Source organism: Neisseria zalophi (assembly GCF_008807015.1).
Taxonomy (GTDB): domain Bacteria; phylum Pseudomonadota; class Gammaproteobacteria; order Burkholderiales; family Neisseriaceae; genus Neisseria; species Neisseria zalophi.
In genome coordinates, this window is sequence record NZ_CP031700.1 from 861,942 (window position 1) to 881,482 (window position 19,541).

At 40.8% G+C, this 19,541-nt stretch carries 17 protein-coding genes; all 17 read left to right on the forward strand.

Features of this window, described 5'->3' with window-relative positions; all coding sequences use genetic code 11:
- The first annotated feature begins 8 nt into the window (after positions 1-8).
- The 17 genes from D0T92_RS03930 to D0T92_RS04010 all read left to right on the forward strand — a co-directional run bounded on the left by D0T92_RS03930 (position 9) and on the right by D0T92_RS04010 (position 19,533).
- Positions 9-407 (forward strand): VirB3 family type IV secretion system protein, encoded by a 399-nt coding sequence (locus D0T92_RS03930; protein ID WP_151050421.1) that lies wholly within the window; start codon positions 9-11, stop codon positions 405-407.
- A complete protein-coding gene (locus tag D0T92_RS03935; protein ID WP_151050423.1) occupies positions 349-2,769 on the forward strand; it encodes a VirB4 family type IV secretion/conjugal transfer ATPase in 2,421 nt (806 codons plus the stop codon). The genes D0T92_RS03930 and D0T92_RS03935 overlap by 59 nt, the downstream gene beginning before the upstream one ends.
- Before the next feature lie 87 nt (positions 2,770-2,856).
- Positions 2,857-3,522, forward strand: coding sequence for a type IV secretion system protein (locus D0T92_RS03940; RefSeq protein ID WP_151050425.1), 666 nt, complete (start codon positions 2,857-2,859; stop codon positions 3,520-3,522).
- A 61-nt stretch (positions 3,523-3,583) separates the two neighbouring features.
- A complete protein-coding gene (locus D0T92_RS03945; protein WP_151050427.1) occupies positions 3,584-4,555 on the forward strand; it encodes a type IV secretion system protein in 972 nt (323 codons plus the stop codon).
- A gap of 21 nt (positions 4,556-4,576) precedes the next feature.
- Complete coding sequence (locus tag D0T92_RS03950; protein ID WP_151050429.1) at positions 4,577-5,011, forward strand: hypothetical protein; 435 nt, start codon at positions 4,577-4,579, stop codon at positions 5,009-5,011.
- A 20-nt stretch (positions 5,012-5,031) separates the two neighbouring features.
- The gene (locus D0T92_RS03955) at positions 5,032-5,493 is read left to right on the forward strand and encodes a DUF3568 family protein (protein WP_151050431.1); all 462 of its coding nucleotides are present in this window, start codon (positions 5,032-5,034) and stop codon (positions 5,491-5,493) included.
- 182 nt (positions 5,494-5,675) lie between these two features.
- Entirely contained in the window at positions 5,676-6,413 is a 738-nt protein-coding gene (locus D0T92_RS03960; RefSeq protein ID WP_151050433.1) for a virB8 family protein, read from the forward strand.
- Positions 6,410-7,231 (forward strand): TrbG/VirB9 family P-type conjugative transfer protein, encoded by an 822-nt coding sequence (locus D0T92_RS03965; protein WP_151050435.1) that lies wholly within the window; start codon positions 6,410-6,412, stop codon positions 7,229-7,231. Before D0T92_RS03960 ends, D0T92_RS03965 begins: the two co-directional genes overlap by 4 nt.
- Entirely contained in the window at positions 7,232-8,518 is a 1,287-nt protein-coding gene (gene virB10, locus D0T92_RS03970; protein ID WP_151050437.1) for a type IV secretion system protein VirB10, read from the forward strand.
- 52 nt (positions 8,519-8,570) lie between these two features.
- Positions 8,571-9,668: an ATPase, T2SS/T4P/T4SS family gene (locus D0T92_RS03975; protein ID WP_151050439.1), complete on the forward strand. Its 1,098-nt coding sequence runs from the start codon at positions 8,571-8,573 to the stop codon at positions 9,666-9,668.
- A gap of 57 nt (positions 9,669-9,725) precedes the next feature.
- A complete protein-coding gene (locus D0T92_RS03980) occupies positions 9,726-10,505 on the forward strand; it encodes a tetratricopeptide repeat protein (RefSeq protein ID WP_225315135.1) in 780 nt (259 codons plus the stop codon).
- A gap of 2 nt (positions 10,506-10,507) precedes the next feature.
- Positions 10,508-10,876, forward strand: a complete 369-nt coding sequence (locus tag D0T92_RS03985) for a hypothetical protein (RefSeq protein ID WP_151050441.1) — start codon at positions 10,508-10,510, stop codon at positions 10,874-10,876.
- A 68-nt stretch (positions 10,877-10,944) separates the two neighbouring features.
- Entirely contained in the window at positions 10,945-11,343 is a 399-nt protein-coding gene (locus D0T92_RS03990) for a single-stranded DNA-binding protein (RefSeq protein WP_151050443.1), read from the forward strand.
- A gap of 60 nt (positions 11,344-11,403) precedes the next feature.
- On the forward strand, positions 11,404-13,437 hold the full coding sequence (locus tag D0T92_RS03995; RefSeq protein ID WP_151050445.1) for a type IV secretory system conjugative DNA transfer family protein: 2,034 nt from the start codon (positions 11,404-11,406) through the stop codon (positions 13,435-13,437).
- Between the two features lie 53 nt (positions 13,438-13,490).
- Entirely contained in the window at positions 13,491-14,129 is a 639-nt protein-coding gene (locus D0T92_RS04000) for a hypothetical protein (RefSeq protein WP_151050447.1), read from the forward strand.
- A gap of 21 nt (positions 14,130-14,150) precedes the next feature.
- On the forward strand, positions 14,151-16,580 hold the full coding sequence (locus D0T92_RS04005) for a UvrD-helicase domain-containing protein (protein WP_191963666.1): 2,430 nt from the start codon (positions 14,151-14,153) through the stop codon (positions 16,578-16,580).
- 67 nt (positions 16,581-16,647) lie between these two features.
- Positions 16,648-19,533 (forward strand): LPD7 domain-containing protein, encoded by a 2,886-nt coding sequence (locus D0T92_RS04010; RefSeq protein WP_151050452.1) that lies wholly within the window; start codon positions 16,648-16,650, stop codon positions 19,531-19,533.
- The last annotated feature ends 8 nt before the right edge of the window (positions 19,534-19,541 follow it).

Here is a 19,541-nt window from a genome sequence, read left to right on the forward strand (position 1 = left end):
GTGGATATATGAGTAACGACATCATAGATGTGGATGATGAGTTACCAGCATACCGGGGTCTTGAGCGAACGGCGACTTTTGCCGGTATGCCAATGGTTCCGGTTGTAATGGTAACGGCCATTCCACTCGTTGTAGCGATGATTCTGCTACCTTTCTTCAAAGTGAAAGCATTTTTAGTTTTGCTTTTTTCTTTGCCCTGTTTGGCTTTTATTTACACGCAAACGCAGCAAGACGATCAGGCCTTGCGTATTATAGGCTTGTCCACGTTAAGTGCATTACGCCGCCGTAATTATCGACTGTTTGGGAAAACCAATACGATTTTAGGCAGCAAATACGGAAGACAGAGAAATGATTATCAACGATTATTTGAACAAAGTGTTGAAAAAACAGAGAGGACAGGAAGATAGCCTACCGCGTTATAAACAGCACATTAGTAAAAACGTTGTTTTGATGGAAAATAACCGGGTTGCTTTTACCATCCGCCTTGAAGGGACACACTTTGAAGGTGTGGATGATTCAAGTATTGTTGTTCAATATCTAAATTTGAATAAAACATTAGCAGCTTTAGGAAAAGATAAAAGCAGCCGCCTTGGCCTTTGGTTTACTCATCATCACAAAAAAATCGACTTCGGCCGCCATTATGATTTTCGCACTACTTTCACTCGCAATTTTGCGGATAAGTATATGGATAAATTTAAAAAAACGGATTATTTTGAAAATATCTACTACATAACGGCTATCCTTCGATATGAAGATATGGATGATGCGGTAGAAGAGGCTGAAGAGTTGATTGAAAAACTAATGGAGTACCTGCAAGGATACGATCCCTATGTACTGAAAGCTTACTACAACGAATCGGGAATATTGTTCTCAGAGTTTTATGAGTTTATCGGTATGTTATCCAACGGTACCTATGAACCTATTCCTATGGGAACAGCAAATGCTTATCGCACCATTCCTTCGGCAGACCTTCACTTTGGCTCAGAACTTTTGGAAATGCGCTGTTCAGACAAAACACGTTATGCTACTTTGTATGATTTGAAAGAGTTTGGTCAGACAAAAGCAAAAATCATGGTTAATACATTAGCCTTGCCATGTGAATTCATTTTTACTCAAAGCTTGACTTATATCCGTCCTGCCAAAATGATGAAGCAAATTGATGACCAACTAAATAAGTTGGAATCAGTAGGAGATATGGCTGAAAGCCAGCACCTTGAGTTACTCGAAGCCAAAGGGCATTTGGCTGCCGGAGATTTAATGTTTGGAGAATATCACGGTGCTTTAGTCGTTTTTGGGGATACACCCAAAAAAGCTTACTCAAACGGGCAAACCGTAGCCGCCCGCTTCTTAAGTTCAGGCGGTTTTCGTTTTATTCGGGCATCACTTTCGGCTGAATTTACTTTTTTCAGCCAATTTCCAGGAGCAAATACCAAACCTAGACCGTTTCCTAAAGCTACAACCAATATTGCTGCTTCATTTCCCATGTTTAATTACGAACATGGAAAAAGCCGTGGCAATCCATTAGGCGACGGATCAGCGGTGATGCCTCTTAAAACTGCAGGTGATACGCTTTACGACTTCAATTTCCACTATACAGATCCAAATGAAGCGGTGACAAAGGGAGAGTATCCAGCCGGTCATACCCTATTAATGGGGAAAACAGGTACAGGTAAAACAACTGCCCAAACTGCCTTATTAAGTTTTGCCGAACGTTTTGATCCATATATTTTTGCGATGGATAAAGATAAAGGCATGGAGATCTTCATTCGTGCCATTGGAGGTACTTATTTTCCTATTGATGCGGGAATTCCGACTGGTCTTAATCCATTCCAATGGCCCGACTCACCCAAATTGCGTGATTTCTTATACGATTTAGTCGGTTCGTGTGTTCGTCAGCAAAATAAGGAAAATACAGCAGAAGAGCAGAAACAGATTCAAATGGCGGTAGATACCGTTATGAATTTGGATTTTAAACACCGGCGTATGGGCGCGTTGTTACATTCTATAGCCCCTAGTACTGAAGACAACAGCTTGTTTACTCGACTCGAAGTTTGGTGCGGAAAGGGTCGTTTTGCGTGGTGCTTAGATAATCCTCAAAATCAGTTCAATCCTGATGAGTTTTACCGTGTAGGATTTGATTTGACGGATATTTTAAAACCTGATTATCGACCAACGGAACCTATTCTCGCTTGTATGTTTTACATGAAAAACATCATGCTAGAGCGAGTAGCAAAAAATCGCGGTATTTTGGCTACCGTAATTGAAGAGTTCTGGTTACCAGCAAAATACCCGACCACACAAGAATTTATTGTTGATGGATTGAAAACGGATCGTAAATTAGGTGGTTTCCTGGTGCTTGTAACACAATCCCCAAAGGATACTATCAATTCGCCCATTTTTGATACTGTGGTGGAGCAAACAGTTACCAAAGTTCTTTTGCCTAATCCATCTGCCGAGTATGAAGCTAATTACCAGCGTCTTGGATTAACAGAAAAAGAATTTTACGAACTAAAACGACTAGGTGAGAAATCTAGACAGTTTTTGGTTAAACAGAACCTTTGCAGTTCGATCGCTACACTTAACCTTTCGGGGATGAGTGATGAAATCGCGGTATTGTCAGGCAATGCGGCAAACGTTCATATCATGCACAAGGCAATTAAACTTTGCGCTAGTGAACATCCTGATGTATGGCTGCCAGTGTTTCATGAAATGAGGAAGGAGGCGAAAGCCGAAAAAGAGAAACAAGATATGCAGCATCATGCTGTATAAGTAAACCAATGTAAGGCCGTCTGTTAATTTCAGACGGCCTTACTCTTATTTACCGTATTATGCGTTTTTTCCACAGGAGAAAATCTTATGACCTTACGCAATTTAAAAATAAAAGCTATTGCAGTTTTGGTATCTACAGGATTAATGACTGTTTCGATGCCTATGTCCATTGCCGGTGGTATCCCTGTATTTGATGGTGCGGCAGTTGCCCAAGCCATTCAGCAAGGAGTGCAAATGGCTGAGCAAATACAAAACCAGATCAAACAACTACAAGAGCTTAAAAACCAAGTTAAAGCTTTGACTGGTAGTCGTAATTTAGGGGAGTTTGCAAAAAATACTGCCCTTGACCATGTGCCTGATGAGTGGAAAGCCGTTTACGGCGACATTAAAAATTTAGATACATCAACAATTATAGGTAAAGATCGCTATAAGCAAAGCAATGCCACTGACGCTTTAATCAACAGTTATAAACAGGCTTCAAAAGCAGTTTTTGATACTCAAAAACGTATTGATGTGATTCAAAAGTTGGCCCAACAAATCAATCTGACACAAGATGCCAAAGCAGCAGCTGATTTACAGAATCGTATTTCGATTGAGCAGTCAAGAATTGCAACAAATCAAGTCATGTTGGACATGACTATGAAGATGGCCGAGCAGCAAGAAAAAATCCAAACGGCTCAGCAACAAAATATAATTGCCTGTCAAATCAAAGCTAAAGGCCGTTCTGCTCAGAAAGCATGTGGTTCTATTTAATTTTTAATAACTAAACCCAACCCGCTGTTTTAAACAATCAGCGGGTTTTTTAGGAAAAAAAATGTCTGACGCATCTGGAAAATCAACATTTTTTGTTGATATGACACAATTTGTTACCGTGAACATGGGCACCAGTTTGTTTGAATCTGCTGGAAATTTTATTTCAAGTATAGCACCTGTTTTTTCAACGATGTTTGGTTTGTACCTTTTGATGGTGATGTTTTCATATTGGCAGGGAGGTGGTGTTGATGAAATGTTCGTTGACTTTGTAAAGCGAATGATTGTATGTTGTTTTTTAGTCATTTTAGCCTTCAATGCTACTCATTACCACGAACTTGCTAATCTTATTTATGTCTTACCTGATGATTTGGCAAAAGCATTCGGAAGTGTGGAGTACTCTGGTGGTGCATTAGATAAAATTGTGGATGATGTAAATACAGTCACAGACGAACTTGCTTTTCAAAAGAGCAGGCTTAATATTTTAGATGTCGGCACAAGGTTCGATTACACTCTTGTTATTTACAGCATTGAAATTTTTATGGGAATTCTTCTAACTGTTGGATTTGCCTTCTATTTGCTATCAAAAATTTCTCTTGCAATGGTTCTTATGATAGGTCCGTTGTTTATCGGTTTCGGTTTATTTCCTGCTACTCGCCAATACAGCATGAACTGGGTTGGACAGTGTTTAAATTATCTATTTACTATTGTCTTATTTTCGGTGCTTGGCTCAATGATGTTAACTTTTATTAAAGATTATGTTGATATAATGGGAGCAGATAATATTGCTGCAGCATCATCGTTAGCTATGTTATTAGTTTTAATAACTATTCTTTTTATTATTGTTTGCTTCTTTATACCTCAAATAGCATCTGCGCTGACAGGTGGGGGAGCTATACAAGGCTCTATGCGAACAATTTACAATGTAACGCGTAAAGGATTGGCTAAGATTGATCACGGTACAAGAAAATCTGGAGTCGCTGCGAAGAATGTATGGAATAAAAATCGTAGTGGAGGAAGTATAAAAAAATCCTAATATAAATGAAGGAGGTGAAAAATGGATCATAACGATATAAGGAAAGGTGTCTTACAGGCTCAAGTTGTAGACCGTAATTCAGGTTTTTTGTTATTTGAAATTTTTGTTGTACCTCCTACTCTTGCTTATTTTGTTGCAACTAGTAAATTTGTTTCAGAGTACGTCGGTCAAGATTCATTAGTATTTATATTTACAGGATTTTTTCTATTTTTCTTTTTTGTTTATGGGGTATTTTTCAACACAAAATTCAGAAGATATATTGCATTATTCTTCAGTTTCCTATGGGTGTATAGCGCATGGAAATTTGTCGGTCCTGATAAACCTTTTTCTGACTATCAAATAACGGACTACTTCATAGATGTTTTTTTTAGAAGTATTCCATGTGTAATTATATTTTTAATTACTCTTTTCTTACATTGGCATGATTTTATATTTTTAGATGATATGCAAAATTAATTAATATAGGAGTAGTAAGTATGAACAATAAGAAGTTGATAGTATCTCTTCTGTTTTCTATTTCAATTTGTTTGACCGGTTGTGCCGCTCTAAATGATGGTTTAGCGCAGATAAATAGCACTCTAGGAGAAATTAATGGGGGCTTATCTGGGTCATCAAGTAAGCCCATTTCTGATAAACAAACTGCCGTTTATGCTTTAAAAAATATGCAAATATCAGAAACATCCGCTTTTAATGGAACCGGTTATGGTAAAGGGCTTCGCCTAACCGGTGAGGCATACAACAAAACAAGTAAACTGGTAAGATTGAATCTTTCTATCCCCATCTACGATAAAGGTGGATTCCGTGAAGGCTCTTTAGGTGGTGAGATTACTCTTTCACCAAAAGAGAAACAACGGTTTGAATTCGATACCCCATCAGCTATACCTGAAGGCGGAAAACTGGATTTGAATAAATTCAAAGTTTCCCAAGAAAAATTTTGATATTTATAAAACGCTGAAACGCTTCCAAATGGAAGCGTTTTTTCTTTTGGAGATTTACATAATGAAGAAACTGACATTAATACTAATAGCAATGATGATGGCCACTGCTTGCTCACATAATCCAAAGAAGCCTAGCGGTCAGCCTTTTCCGATTAACCCCACTTATCAGGTAGGAAATTAAAATGGGATTATTCCGCAAAAAAGATAAAGTTAGAAAAACTAATACAAAAGAGCAAAAGCCGAAAACACCTTATAAAGAAAGTATCGACTTTATTAAGGCAGCCAAAGAGTTTGAAAAATCAGAAAACGACAACATCCGTAAACGTGAAAAAATAGCATGGGTTGTCGCCGGTGCAGCTGGATTAATTACAGTAGCATCTGTCTTTGCTGTAGCAGCTATGCAGCCGCTTGTACGAGTTGAACCTTACATTATGCTAGTGGATATGAACACTGGTAAAACCAATGTGATTACTACATTAGATCATAAAACTTTATCCAATAATAAAGAGTTAAATAAACACTTTTTAGGTAGTTATGTGAAGAATCGTGAAGGGTATGACTGGTATACGATTCAGACCACTTACGATACTGTAATTGCGATGAGTGGACCACAAGAGCAAGCTCAATTTACGAAGCCTTTCCAAGATGAAGTAGGGCCTGATAAAGTTCTTGCTGATAAATATAGAGTAAAAGTAGATATTAATTCTATTTCATTTGTCGGCGAAACTGCACAGGTCCGCTTTACTAAGACAACATTACCCGTCACTCCCTCATCGGGAGACGCCCCTGCAACACAACACTTAATCGCTACAATTGCGTATCACTATGCTAATCCACCGTTGAATGAAGAAGAACGGGAATATAACCCAACAGGATTTATTGTTGATTCTTATCAAGTGGAAGTGGAGAACTCACAATGATAAATAAAACTTTTTTAATTTCCGGTATTGTCGCCGGTTTTTTTTCGCTCTCCGTTCAGGCCGCAGCTATTCCTAAAGGTACGGTATATGACAAACGTATCCAGTATATAAATTACAACCCAGACAATGTGGTAGTTATTCGATCCAAAGTGGGCAGAGCTGTGTTGGTACAGTTGGCTAATGATGAGCGCCTAAGTGGCGATAGTAAAGGTTTGGCTGCTGGCAATACCGGTGCATGGGCCTTAAACGTATCCGGAAACAATATTTTCTTTAAACCCAAAATTGCTTCTCCTCAAACAAACTTACTGATTACCACCAATAAACGAACTTACGCATTCGATTTACAGATGGCGGGTAAAAATCGGCCACCCACCTATATTCTGCGCTTCCGCTATCCGGATGAAGTAAGACAGCAGAGGGAAAAAGTAGAACGTAAACGTCGCGAAGCACGTACTCTTAATGATCTTCATCCTGAGAAAAGTTATGGTTTTCGTAACTTTGATTATTGGGGATTTGGCTCTAAAGCCCTTTCACCATCTGAAATGTGGGATGACGGTCGATTTACTTACCTCAAGTTTGATGATGCTCGTGAAATGCCTACAGTGTTTAATGTGTCCGCTGATGGCACAGAGTCCACCATAAACAGCCATATCGAAAATGATACATTGGTAATTCACGGCACTTCTGCTTTATATCACTTGCGATTAGGTAAAAAGGTGCTGGGTGTAGAAAACCGAAGCTATGACAGTAAGGGTAAATTTAACTATCGGGGAACAACTATTCCCGGAGCAGTCCGTATGAAAAAGGAGGGCAAGTAAATGAACTTGGATCCGAACAGTATTAATCAAAATAATGAAGATGGGACAAATGCAATAGAACCATCTTCTGAGACTAACAACGGCCACTTGAATGAAACTCCGAAAGATGGAGATTTTCGTGTGCAAGATTTGAGCGGGCAGATTAAAACACCGGAGGCCGAACGAGGCATTCCGCGTGATTTAAGTGTCCGCAAAATTTCAACCATGAAAAAGGTTGTTATTTTAGTATTAGGCCTGTTTTCCGTTGGGCTTATTTCTGCAGGTGTAATGCGTTATGGTGCGGGGTGGTTTAAAAAAGAACCTAAAACCGAACAGACGCAAATAGCGTCTACAAGTGGAACTCGCCATGATTTCAGTAAAAGCCAGAAAGATAGTCTTTCCTCAGCTGCCGATGTTGAAATTGTGGAAGAAGTTGCATCCGAACCAGAATCTGACATTGTATCCGAACCGCAGCCAGATATTTCTTCACAAGCTACAACAGCTACTCCAACCGTAAGTGAACCACCACCAGATTTGCGCCTGATCAGCCCGTTGATGTTCGATGATGTAGATAGTGCGGTCACAGGGGGAGAAAGTGTTGCTAGCGCAGGAGGAGCTTCAGCTTATTTAGGTAGTTCCTCTGAAAGTGATACAGACAATAGCAAACAACAAGGGTTGGCTGCCCGATTAAATGGATCGATATTTACTCCCGCCGTTGCTCAACAACGTGGCAATTTGGATTATCTTCTTGGGCGTAGCACTGGCATTCAATGCGGTTTGTTAACCCGTATTGTGACTACTTATCCGGGTATCACCAAATGCCAAGTACTTAATGATGTATATTCGGCCAACGGAAAAGTACTTTTGGTTGAAAAAGGGTCAATTATCCACGGAGAACAGCAATCAGCTTTGATGCAGGGCCAAGCTAGGGTATTTGCCGCATGGACTACAATAGAAACACCCAATGGCGTGACCGTCAGAATTGATAGTTTGGGGGCTGATCCGTTAGGAGGATCTGGTCATCCTGCGCGTGTTAATAATCACTTTTGGAAACGTATCGGTGGTGCAGTCATGATCAGTATGATTGATGACATCATCAATGCTTATGGACGTCGTAGTAAAAACTCCTCTGAAAATGTTTCTTTTGAATCCACTACCGAATCGGCTCAGGATCTTGCAACAGAGGTATTGAAAAACACTATTAATATCCCTCCAACTGGATATGTAAATCAAGGAGAACGTATTATGGTTTACGTTGCTCGCGATGTTGATTTCAGTCATGTTTACGAGATAGTCCCTACCGATTAAACCAACTGCCGCCCTGTTTAGTTTTCAGGGCGGCTTTCTTTGGGAAAAAAGTATGAGCGATTTGAATAAGGACGTAACCGTCCGAAATCTTTTAGATAAATTGGGAATTACGGAAAAACTCAACCAAAGTGGTGTTACTGAAGTTTTAATTAACCGCAGTGGAGAAATGTTTACGGAAGACAGCAGCGGTTTTACCCGTTATGAAAGCAGTATTCTTACTTTGGATAATCTTAAACAGCTAGGCAATACGCTTTGCGTATTTAACGGCAAAGCACTAAACACGAAAAACCCTATTCATTCGGTTACCTTACCTGATGGAGAACGCGGGCATATTATGATGCCGCCTTCGTGTGAAGATGAAACAATGGTGTTTGCATTCCGTAAACCTTCGAATAGTCGTTTCAGTTTGAATGACTATATCAACACAGGTCGTTTAAAAGACTTTAACGACGTATCTACTCACGGCGTGCCTGAGCGTCGTGTTAACTCAGAAATTGAAATAGACAACCGTTATATTCGTGATGTTTGCGATAAGATGAAACTGCCTTACGATGTAAAATTGGCTGACTGGCAGCACCAGATGTTAGAGCATAAAGCCAACGGTAATTTAGTTGAGTTTTTCAAGATTGCGATTGCCCGTAAGTTAAATATCTGCATGGTTGGTGGTACCGGATCCGGTAAAACAACATTTACTAAAGCTCTTGCTGATTTAATCCCCGAAAACGAACGTTTGATTACCATTGAAGATACGCACGAATTAAGCTTACCTAACCATCCTAATCATGCTCATCTTTTCTATAAAGAACACATTTCGGCAAAAATGATTGTAGCTGCCTGTATGCGGTTGAAACCTGACCGTATATTTTTAACAGAGCTGCGCGGCGATGAGGCATGGGATTACTTGTCTGCTCTTAACACAGGACACCCTGGTGGTTTAACTTCAGTCCATGCCAATGATGCCCGTTCTGTTCACTACCGTATTGCACAATTGGCGATGGAATCCCCTGCAGGTCAAAAAATGGATCATTCCTATATATTGAATACTGTGCGTGCCACTATTGATGTGGTTTGTTATTTTGAAAAAACACGTATGACAGAATTGTACTTTGATCCGGTCGAAAAATTCTATGCGATGAGCGGACGTCTGTGATTTTGTCAGCCGATGAAAAATCTTATACAATTACTGGAAATTTAAGAAAGGTTTCAAATGGCTGTTGCAGCTACTATCGCTCCAAGTGCAATGGAACGGCTTTATCGTGCATTGGAAAAGCCGGATCCATCTTATTTACTGATTTCAGGTTTAGAGCGAGATGCTAAGTCTTTATTGTCAACTCCAAATAACGCAGTCGGGTACGTGATCTTGGGGATGCTTGATGCTATCAGTAGCAGGAAAACGGAATTTGATAAACATTTTAATTTCATTTCTGCTCCAGGAAAGCCAACAATGGCGGATTTCCCTCGGATTAACGGATTAAACCGGATGGGTTTTTTCGATGAAGCTACGGAATACCTCAAACAGATGCTTGATTCTTCAAAAAGTATAGATAATCCTTACTATCTTAAAGCTTTGGCTCAAATAGGAATGATGTATGGATTTGTTGATGATGCCGGTTCCGTTATCGAGCGTCTAAAACGGATGGAATCGTTGGAGCCAGGTTCCCAAGACGAATTGGAAAAAATTTATCTGCTGTTGAAAGAAACCTCAGTTTCTCAAGCTGCCATGATCGATGCTGTTTTGGCAGCTAAGAAACTGCTTGCAGAAAAAGGTTTACAGATCCCTTGTTATTCTTTCGGTTACTCGGTTGAGTACGATAGTTTCATAGAGTTGAAAATGCTTTGCTTTGAAACCAATCTAGATCGGCTAGCTGAAGCAGATGAAGCTTTATCCCGTTTATTGGTAGGTATGGAAAAATCTGTTGATGAGAGTCTGCTTAATTTAAGTATTTCCTGCCGCCCTTATAATCCGAGTTACGGAATAGGGGGGTGACTATGATTGAGCCTAAAGATTTTGTGGACAGCGCACAAGCTATGTTTGGTGAAAGCGAAGTAGGAAACCGCAATGCTGTTAGCCGGATATATTACGGTGTTTATCATACAGGATTGCAGCTCGCCTTTGATTGTTTAGGATTTACATATACAACGGGCGTGTCAGTACATAAGCAGCTTATTGATTTTTTCAAGCATCAAAACGAAAAAGACTTGAAAATTATCGGGCGTCAAATGGAAAAACTCAGAAATGCCAGAAACGAAGCGGACTATTCGCTGGATACCTGTGTTTCTCCTGAAGATGCCAAACTTGACTTGATACTGGCATTGCAAACCATTTCTCAAATTCAAGAGGTACAAAACCGTTTCTAGACTTTTTTCTATACTACCAAAGGCCGTCTGAAATTTTTAGACGGCCTTTGGTTTTTAAAGGATTTAAAATGCCATATATCAATAAAATCGAAGTAATGGGCAATCTGGCCAAAGACCCTGAATTGCGTTACATGCCCGATGGTAAGCCGACCACAAAAATCACGGTGGCCGTCGCCGATAAATGGACCGATAAAAAAACGGGAGAACTGAAAGAGCATGTCGAATGGTTCGCTGTTTTACTGTATGGCCGCCACGCGGAAATTGTGTGTCAGTACATGAAAAAAGGTGACTGCATTTTGGTGTACGGAAAATTGCGGACACGCTCCTATACTGATAGAGACCATATAGAGCGTAACGTAACCGAAGTATTGGCTAACGAAATGCAAATAATCCATACAGCCAACCGCCATACTTCATCAGATAATATTTCTGCATCATCAGGGGAAGGTATCTACGGCATGATGTAAGCTACAGTTTCATTTCAGGCCGTCTGAATTTCAGACGGCCTTTGCTTTGGAGTTTTCCGCATGAAAAAATATCTAGGAATGGCACTGCTCATCTGTCTGTTAATGGTGCTAGCAATTTTTAGTGGTTCGTATATTGGCTCCATCCTATATACCCAATGGTTGGGGTTAAAAACCGAACCGTCAATATCTTTACTCATTACTTATTGGCAACACATAGATCAATTACCTAAAGGCATGGTTTGGCGGCTGCACGTTTCTACCCTTGCAGCTGCCATACTACCGGTTTTGGTTTTATTTTTGGCTTTTATCTCTATATTTTCTAACCAAAAAAAAGAATTACACGGTTCGGCACGGTTTGCCAATCGTCGCGAAATAAAGCAAACCGAATTGCTAAAAAAGGATTTTAAAGAATCAGACCCTCCTGACCTACTGGTAGGCAAGTATCAAAACGAATACTTGCGTTGGGCAAATGACGGTTTTGTTTATTTGGCTGCACGAACTCGTGGCGGTAAGGGGGTAGGTTTTGTAATTCCTAATTGCCTGCATTACCGGCACAGTATGGCCATCAATGATCCTAAAAAGGAAAATTTCCTGATCACGGCAGGATTTCGCGCCCGTTGCGGACACAAGGTATTTTTCTTCAATCCCAGCGGTACCATGCCGTATCACGACCGTGATCAGTCTGCACCGTTGATAAGCCATCGTTGGAACCCGTTAACTTACGTGCGCCGCAATCCGATTTATACCTACAAAGATGCTTTAGCTGTGGCTGCAGTATTTTATCCTTTACCGACAGAAGATAGGGGGAGCGCGAAGTTTTTCCAGCAGGAAGCACAAAAGTTGTTTGCAGGTCTGTTGCTCTATCTGATCGAAACCGAAAGAGAACGTGATTTAAGCCGGCCAGAAAACAAAACCACAATGTCCAATCTATTCCGTCTGACCACTCCTACTGACGGTAAAACCTTGCAAGAATGGATACGTGCCGAATTTGAATTGCGGGCGGCACAACCGGAAACGCAACTCAGCCGGAATTGCCAAACCCTACTGATGGGCTTTGCTAACGGCAACGCTAAAACTGGTGGTGATATTTTATCCACCATGACCGCACCACTAGCGATTTTTTTAGATCCAGCGGTTGAGGCAGCCACCAGCGGTGATGATTTTTACCTTGACAATGTACGCCGTGAATTGACCACAATCTATTTGGGCATATCGCCGGAAGAAATCAAAGTTTACGGCACGCTATTGAATCTATTTTTTAGCCAGTTATGTGATGTCAACGTACGGCAGGGGCTACCTAAAGATAATAAGGAGCTTAAATATCAATGTTTGTTGCTGTTGGATGAGTTTACCGCGCTCGGGCGCATCCCTGCCATTGAGGAAGGTGTAGGCTATCTTGCCGGTTACGGAATCCGACCTACTATTATTTTTCAGACACCTGGGCAGGTTGAGAAAGTGTATGGCAAAACTGGTCGGCAAACCTTTTTCAGCAACTTCACTTGTCGTTTGGTATTTGCTCCGCGTGAGCAGGACGAAGCCGAAGAACTCAGCAAGCTGATCGGTTACTACACCTACAAAGCTAAGTCATCGTCACGATCACGTGGAAAAAACAGCAGTAGTAGTGGTAGTAATATCAGCGACCAAAAACGTGCGGTGATGAATCCCGACGAACTTAAAATAATGCCTGACAACAAGATGATCATTAATATGACCGGTATACGGCCTATCTATGCAGACAAAATCATCTACTATGAAGACCCGATTTTTAGTAAGCGTGCGAATTTACCGGTTCCCCATGTGCCTATTTTAGAAGTTAACCTTGCTCAGAAAAAACTACCGCAAGTAGCTAGACCGGATTATGTTTCGCCCGAAGATATGGCAAGCTTTAAATGGAGAGATGCGGTCAACTCTGAAGATATCGCCCGGTCACTGATTACGGCATTGATTCCGCCGGAAAGCCCGCCGGAGTTTGTTGCCAAAGTGGTACCGGTAATTATCCAAAATTGGGGTGATGGTGGTTTAAGTATCGTTTCGGAAATCCTGAAAAACACGTCAACAGGGGGAGATAAAAAACAGCAGCCGGTAGCGGCTTAGTTTAGGTTTGTATTAAGGACGGCCCTTTGTGGCCGTCTATTTTTTGGAGATTGATGATGAAGAAAATTGTGTTGGTGACGGGTGGTACGAAACGACAACGTAATTGCTATATTGCAAATCAACAGAGTCATACAAAGAACAGAGATATCAGAGCCATTTTGCCACTCAGCAATGAAGAAATACTTTATGACTTGGAAAATGCATGGGGTGTTGATTTATATATAAGTATGGATGATACCAAATACATTTCACAAGAAATCTTAGATAGGGTTACAGAGCGTGTCCACTTATCAGATAAAAACGGAAAGCTTTCAGTCATTGAAATAGATAATTACGACAATCAAATTAAGTATGATAATGATACGGATATTTCGTGTTATCAGGCAATTACACATACTCAAATAGTCATTATAGGTAATAGTGATGATGGTCGGACAATTTTCCCCCCTGAACTGCTAAATGTAGAAGGTTGCAATGCCGCTTTTTCTTTCGGTATATTGCTATCTACAAGAGAATTGCACGATCCATTTGCGCATTTGGAAACTGAAATTGCTTGTCGACTGGATAAGTTATTTTCATATAATATCAATACCGTTTCTTATGATCCGAAGACACGAACCGGTTTTGCATCAATAAGCAATTCATCACCCCCTGACGTAGGCACGATTCGATACCTACCTGAAGATAAATAATTATATGTAAGGATAATGGGTTTGGATAAACAAATTGATAAGTCATCTGCTCATAGGGTGAGCGATGATCAACTATTCGACTTGCTCAAGCAAAGTCCGTCTTTTTGGGTTCGGTTCGCTTCCCGAATACGTTCCGCCCATTTCCTAAATGCCCTAAAAAAGTCTTTTGATTTAGGTTATGGACAAGGGATTGACGAACCCAGAGAGTTGCTTATCCAATATCAAGATAATGTTTCACTTTCAAAATATGGTTTTGATGAATCCATTTACGGGCCTGATAAGTTTGCGGTAACGGAAGTTCTCAAACAGCAGATGATTAAGGATACAGAGAAAGCTATCAAAGCTGGCTTGGTTTCTATGCCCAGCGAATCGCAATGGAAAATGATTTTTTCTGATCATCCTGCTTCAAGCGTTGTTGCCGGAGCAGGTTCAGGCAAATCCACTACCTTGGTGCTCAGGGTAGTATTTATGGTTTGTTATCTCAAAATAGATATTAATGAAATTCAATTAATTTCTTTTACCCGTGCATCATGTGAGGAATTAAGGGAAAAAATAAAAAAGGTTTTTTCTTTTGAAGTGTGGCGAGACGTCATTAATTTAAAAGAAGACATATTGGATAAACAGTTAAAGCGGTTAGTGAGAACTTTTCATTCAGCCCTTTATGCACTCTCACTTAGGCAATACCAAAATTTTGATATATTTGAATTTTTAGGGAATAGAAAAGCTAAAGACGGTTTTAATCCACTTTTTGTAAGCCATCTGACAGATGAGCAGAGAGAAATTGTGCTTGAAGCCTATCGAGATTGCTTTTGCTATGTTCCTGAGTTTCGAAATGCTATCGTCAAATTGTATAAAAAAAACGTACTTAGTAAAAAACTCAAATTTGCTGAAATTGGTAAGAATTACGACGATAAGAAACTTAAGATGGCATCAGACAGGGATCTTCTTTTAACAGAAACAGTGAATAAACTATGGAAAGAAGACTTTGAGCGTATCGGTTTAGATATTCATCTTGAACCACAACTTTTAAAGCCTTACAGCGGGTATAAATTTTACTGTAATGCAATAATTAAAACAGCAACAAAGAGTATTCCGTTATTTCTCAGCTTGCGCGGTACTAAAGATAATGAGGAAATAACTACTGAGAATGAAGAACTTTTAGAAAAAATCAGAACAATACCAATTGCATTAATGATGAAAAAGAATATTGTCCTTCACCATATAACTACCGAGTATGTACATGTTCAAACTTTGGATGATTTGGAAAAACTAAAATTTGCGTTGGAGTTAGAAGATAAAACCGAGATTCAAAAAGAGGCTCCACGTTTTGAATTCCAATTGGAAGGCAATATTAGTAAAACATCAATTGAAGAAGCCTTGTTTTCAGAAGCCAATTTTATTCAAAACCTTGGAATGGAAGTTCCTGTTGTGATTAAGAAGATTTTGGAAAATAAGTTTTTTCGACAATATGCTGATGAATATCAATTTGCCATTGCTCTGTCACATTTCATACCGTATTTAGAAAAAATATTGAAACAGAAAAAAATGGTTTTATTTAACCGCCTGTTCTTAAGCGGTGCAAATCATGAGAACGGATTACCTAAGAATTTTCAACAATTGTTAAATTTCAAACATTTACTGATTGATGAATTTCAAGATATTTCTCCGCAAATTGTTAGCTGGATAAAGGCAATACACCGCAAACTTGTATCGAATGACATAACTCCAACTATTATGGCTATTGGGGATGATTGGCAGTCTATTTATGGTTGGAGGGGTAGTGCATCGGAGTTATTTATCAATTTTCACAAGTATTTCCCAGTGCATAAAGATTTAGGTGGTAAGACTGGTTATTACCAAATGGTGCACAATTATCGGTCATTGGAGCCTATCTTAAGAGACGCTGAAAAGATACTAAGACCGGTAAAGAACAAAATAGACAAAGAAGCGATAGCCGTTAAAAAAAATGATACAGGTTGTATGGGTGTTGAAGTAATAACTGGAATAGATTTTAAAACGAATACAGGCATTCAAACCATCGTCGCTCGAATTATTAAGGAGAAAAATTGGGTCTCGAATTTAGCCAATAAGGATAAAAATCAAGTAATGATATTGTCTCGGACTAGGGATGTACGGGATAGAATAGCTGGTGATTTAAAAAGGTATGGTCCTTTAGACGGGGTAAAACTGTACACTTACCATCAATCAAAAGGTTTGCAAGCTGATGTAGCTATACTTTGTGGAGATATAAGTTACGATTTAAAACATAGATTCAGGAATGCAGTTTATAAAGTAAGTGGTATTTTTAATCAGACTTATGATGAAGCTGCAACTGATGAAATTTACAGATTAGCTTATGTGGCTGCCACACGTGGTATTCGTCGTGTGATTTGGTTTGTTGAAGAATCCCAAATCTCCGGAGCCTCTTGGCAGCTAAGACATTCCCCTTAAGGCAAGGTTTTTAATCACTGTCGCCATTAACATTGTGTTAATGGCGGTTTTCTTTTGGAGAAAATTTATGAGCAACTACGACAATATCCGTAATGCACTAACATTTATAGATTCACATGATCGTGATACTTGGATACAGGTTGGTTCTGCTTTGAAAGATGAGTTGGGTGAGGAAGGTTTCAATTTATGGGACAGATGGTCTCAAGGAGCAGATAACTATAATGCCCGCGATGCTAAAGCAGCATGGAAATCATTCAAGCCTGGCTTTTTCCACATTGCCTCAGTATTTTATCACGCTCGTACCAACGGTTACCGCCCAGAGAAGCCCTATATTCCACCATCCGCTGAAGAACAGGCCCTGATTCAAGCAGAACGGGAAGCAACCCGTTTGTCCGAAGAACAGGCACGTACTGAACGCAGGGAACAAGTAAAACATCTCGCTCAACGTATTTGGGAGCGGGCCACCTCCGCCGACATTAGTCACCCTTATTTGATAGCCAAAGGAATTACGGATACGGCCGCTATCGCAGGGATGCGCCAAAACCTGTACAAAGGCAACAATAATCTCTTGGTCCCCGTGTTTTTCAATCGTGAAATTGTCAACGTGCAGTCTATCAATCAAGACGGTAGCAAACGGTTTTTGGCCGACGGTCAAGTTCAGGGCGGTTTTGCAGTGGTGGGCGATGCAGCCAACACGCAAAACGGCATTGTTATTGCCGAAGGTTTTGCAACGGCCGCAAGTATCTATCAAGCCACTGGAAAAACTGTGATTGTAGCTTTTAATGCCGGTAACATGGTAAATGTATCAGAACGTTTGGCCAAAAGCCTACCTACAAATGTACCGGTTACTCTTGCAGTGGATAACGATGCCAGCCTGACCGGTATGAAAAAAGCTCGAATGGCGGCCGAATACTTTGAAGGTCGCGCCCAAGTAGTCGAGCCTGAATTTACGATGGCACAAATCCGGCAGTATCAACTCGAAAATGGTAGTGACGAAAAAGGCCGTTTGAAGCTGCCAAGTGATTTTAACGACTTACACCATTTGTCCGGGATCGAGGCTGTACGTGAAAAAATCGAATCAGCTTTTAGACGGACTGAAACGTCGTTATCGGAACCTAAACCGGAAGTCAAGCCGCCTCACCCTGATACAGCACCCGTCATAAGCGATGAGGAATGGGCAGCGATAGTTGCTGAAGAAGCGCGTTTATCAGGCTATACCGTGCCACCACCAACCGAATTGACCCACCAAGCCGCCGATATTCAGGCGGCTTCTGTTTTACAGGAACAGGATATGAACAACAATCAACATAATATAGCAGAGACGGAAGTTGCTCAGGAAAGTCCGTCTGAAAATACCGTTATCTCGGAAAATACCATTGAATATGTTGCGTCACGACAGAGTAGAGAGCCTGAATCCTATGAAAAGGTTGATCCTGACCATGTTTTTGGTAGAGGTCGCACTACTGCCAGCGATATAGTAGAGAATGCCAGTGTAAGAGATGAAAGTAATACCAACGAATCAGTGCCGGGCAATGTATCTGAAAAAACACCGGAAGCCGGACAAGCAGAAAAAGTCGATAGTGAGCTAGAATCAAAAGCCGCTACTGTAAAAAAACCTGTGATTGACTTGAATTACCGCATCCCGCCAGAAAGTATTCAAAGCCGTTATGTTGTTGCAGAGGGCAAGTATTTATCGGCAGCCAACCATACCACGGTGATGTTTACGGATGCCGGTAAAAAAATCAGTACGCCAAAAACTGATGTGCAAACTATCAATGATATGCTCGAAGTCGCTAAAGAAAAAGGCTGGGACAGCATCAAAATCAGTGGCAACAAGGAATTTAAAGCCATGATGTATGTTGCGGCAGAAAGCCAGGGTATACGCACCAGTGGCTACAAGCCTACGGCAGAAGATTTGGCTTTGGTTAAACGATTGCAACAAGAGCGGTCACTGAATGCCATCGAGCCGCAGCCTGAACGTGCGCCTGCCGTTGCACCGGTAACAGAAAAAGTTGCACCTGTTCCTTATCCTGGCGATAAGAGGAAACAGGAATCTCAAGTAGAGAAAGCGACCAAAACTATAGCGTCCGTAGAAGTTGGTGAGCGAATAGTGGATGTCGGTACAGCACATTACCGCCATGACCCTGATGAACAACTCAGTCCTTATATCGTACTAGAACGAGAGGGTAAGGAACGAACCGTATGGGGTGTTGATATACCTGATGCGATGGCACGTAGTGGAGCCGAAGTCGGCGACCGTATCCATTTGCATAGATTGGGCAAGCAACCCGTCGAAATCGAAGTGAACGTCCGCGATGAAGACGGTAAAGTTATCGGTACCGAGAAAAAAGAGGTTGAGCGGAATTTATTCCGAATGGAAATTGTTCAAGAACAACGACAGTTGCAAGAGAAATCAGCAGCATCTGAGCGTGAACAAGAAAAGGTGCCCAGTAAGCCAGACGTTAATATGCTGTCGAAAGCGGATAAAATGATGGCTCAAAACGAAATACCGTCTGATGCATCCATCAATTCATCCTATGTCGCCGACACACAGGTGGGTGTACCGTTGCAAGCAGTCGGACAGTCCGAAATTAGCTCCGAAATAGCGGTCCAGGCTGGTCGTATGAAAACGGCAGCGTTGGAAACCCACTTTATATCGGCGAAATCCATATATATGGATAAGGCAGCCAAGCTATCTAAGGCGAATAAACAGCATTTGCAATGGCATGAACGTAATGTTTTAGATACTATTCGCGGTCTGAAAGGTGATGCTCGCACGTTAGCTCTGACCAACTATTACGAGCATACGTCCAAGCTAATGAGCGGCTCTAAACTTAAGTTGCCCAAACCCATTCAACAGGCTGTATCAAGTCCTACTCACGCTAAATCAACAGCCGAGTTAAACCAACGGCAGGGGCGTTCGCAAAGCAAAGAAGTGGAAATGGATCGTTAACAGTGAGG

Excerpts from the sequence above, each read along its gene's own strand:
- D0T92_RS03930 (WP_151050421.1), top strand. The coding sequence starts at position 9 with ATGAGTAACGACATCATAGATGTGGATGATGAGTTACCAGCATACCGG.
- D0T92_RS03935 (WP_151050423.1), top strand. The coding sequence starts at position 349 with ATGATTATCAACGATTATTTGAACAAAGTGTTGAAAAAACAGAGAGGA.
- D0T92_RS03940 (WP_151050425.1), top strand. The coding sequence starts at position 2,857 with ATGACCTTACGCAATTTAAAAATAAAAGCTATTGCAGTTTTGGTATCT.
- D0T92_RS03945 (WP_151050427.1), top strand. The coding sequence starts at position 3,584 with ATGTCTGACGCATCTGGAAAATCAACATTTTTTGTTGATATGACACAA.
- D0T92_RS03950 (WP_151050429.1), top strand. The coding sequence starts at position 4,577 with ATGGATCATAACGATATAAGGAAAGGTGTCTTACAGGCTCAAGTTGTA.
- D0T92_RS03955 (WP_151050431.1), top strand. The coding sequence starts at position 5,032 with ATGAACAATAAGAAGTTGATAGTATCTCTTCTGTTTTCTATTTCAATT.
- D0T92_RS03960 (WP_151050433.1), top strand. The coding sequence starts at position 5,676 with ATGGGATTATTCCGCAAAAAAGATAAAGTTAGAAAAACTAATACAAAA.
- D0T92_RS03965 (WP_151050435.1), top strand. The coding sequence starts at position 6,410 with ATGATAAATAAAACTTTTTTAATTTCCGGTATTGTCGCCGGTTTTTTT.
- virB10 (WP_151050437.1), top strand. The coding sequence starts at position 7,232 with ATGAACTTGGATCCGAACAGTATTAATCAAAATAATGAAGATGGGACA.
- D0T92_RS03975 (WP_151050439.1), top strand. The coding sequence starts at position 8,571 with ATGAGCGATTTGAATAAGGACGTAACCGTCCGAAATCTTTTAGATAAA.
- D0T92_RS03980 (WP_225315135.1), top strand. The coding sequence starts at position 9,726 with ATGGCTGTTGCAGCTACTATCGCTCCAAGTGCAATGGAACGGCTTTAT.
- D0T92_RS03985 (WP_151050441.1), top strand. The coding sequence starts at position 10,508 with ATGATTGAGCCTAAAGATTTTGTGGACAGCGCACAAGCTATGTTTGGT.
- D0T92_RS03990 (WP_151050443.1), top strand. The coding sequence starts at position 10,945 with ATGCCATATATCAATAAAATCGAAGTAATGGGCAATCTGGCCAAAGAC.
- D0T92_RS03995 (WP_151050445.1), top strand. The coding sequence starts at position 11,404 with ATGAAAAAATATCTAGGAATGGCACTGCTCATCTGTCTGTTAATGGTG.
- D0T92_RS04000 (WP_151050447.1), top strand. The coding sequence starts at position 13,491 with ATGATGAAGAAAATTGTGTTGGTGACGGGTGGTACGAAACGACAACGT.
- D0T92_RS04010 (WP_151050452.1), top strand. The coding sequence starts at position 16,648 with ATGAGCAACTACGACAATATCCGTAATGCACTAACATTTATAGATTCA.